This window comes from Caulobacter sp. D5, assembly GCF_003185805.1.
Lineage (GTDB): Bacteria > Pseudomonadota > Alphaproteobacteria > Caulobacterales > Caulobacteraceae > Caulobacter.
Genome location: NZ_QHJY01000575.1, coordinates 1 through 1,105, shown reverse-complemented (window position 1 = coordinate 1,105; position 1,105 = coordinate 1). Strand labels below are relative to the sequence as shown.

Annotated in this window: 3 protein-coding genes; all 3 read right to left on the bottom strand. The window is 73.8% G+C overall.

Annotated elements, in window-relative coordinates; translation table 11 throughout:
* Nucleotides 1-116 (bottom strand): SDR family NAD(P)-dependent oxidoreductase (locus tag DMC18_RS25420; protein ID WP_146218235.1); only part of this gene is annotated, 116 nt, incomplete at its 3' end.
* 24 nt (nt 117-140) lie between these two features.
* The gene (locus DMC18_RS25415) at nt 141-917 is read right to left on the bottom strand and encodes an alpha/beta fold hydrolase (RefSeq protein ID WP_110117728.1); all 777 of its coding nucleotides are present in this window, start codon (nt 915-917) and stop codon (nt 141-143) included.
* Between the two features lie 33 nt (nt 918-950).
* The coding region (locus tag DMC18_RS27375; protein WP_158285994.1) for a hypothetical protein at nt 951-1,105 on the bottom strand (155 nt) is incomplete at its 5' end.

Below are 1,105 nucleotides of genomic sequence, written 5' to 3'. Positions count from 1 at the left end.
AGGGCGGCCGGATCGCGGGCGGTGGCGACGACGCGCTGGCCGGCCTCGAGCGCGGCCTGGGCCAGGGCCCGGCCAAGGCCGCGCGAGGCGCCGGTGATCAGCCATCTGCGGGACATGGTGGTTCTCCTTTCAGGCCCGGCTCAGCGGGCCGCGGTCTCGATCAGGGCCGAGACGGCGTGGGGGTGCGAGATCATCACCACGTGCGAGGCGCCGGGCACGGTGACGACCTGGCGGGCGTTGGCCCGCTTCGCCATCCAGGCCATGGCGGCCGGCGGGATGTTGCGGTCGGCCTCGCCATAGACCCACCAGGAGGGGATGGTCTTCCAGGCCGTCGCCACGGCCTTCTCGGCGCCGGCGGCGTCGGTCAGGGGGCGCTGGGCGATCGCCATCAGCCGGGCCTTGGCCAGGGGCACGTCGGCGGCGAACTGGGCCGGGAACCTGTCCTGCCGGATATAGAGGTCGTGGGCGCCGCCGGGCAGGTCGACCGGCTTGTCGAGCGCCTCGCCCAGCGTGCCGCCCGGGAACTTGCCGGCCAGGTCGAAGGTGCTTTCGCCGACCTCGGGCGCGAAGGCGGCGACATAGACGAGGCCCTTGACGTTGGCCGCGCCGTCGGCGGCCGCCGAGATCACCGTGCCGCCGTAGGAGTGGCCGACCAGCACGACCGGGCCGGGGATCGAATTGATCACCGTGCGCACGGCGGCGGCGTCGGAGGCCGCGCCGCGCAGCGGGTTGGCGGCGGCCACCACGTGATAGCCGTCGCGGGTCAGGTCGGCGACGACGCCGTCCCAGCTGCTGGAGTCGGCGAAGGCGCCGTGCACCAGCACGATGGTGGGCTTGGCGGCGGCCGGCGGGGCGGCCTGGGCGGCGACGCCGGTGAGGCTGAAAGCGAGCGCGAAGGCGAGGGCGGTCTTGGACATGGGAGGTCTCCTGAAGGCGTGCGGAACGGCGGGTCAGCCGAAGGTGAAGACGTAGGCGCGGGCGCCGGGGTCGAGGAATTCGATCGCGAAGGTTCGATCGGTGATGGGGCCGGCCTGGCGGACCAGCTGATACATGCGGGGGCGGTCGACCACGCCGGCGCCGTCGGCGGCGACGTCCCAGCCGTGAT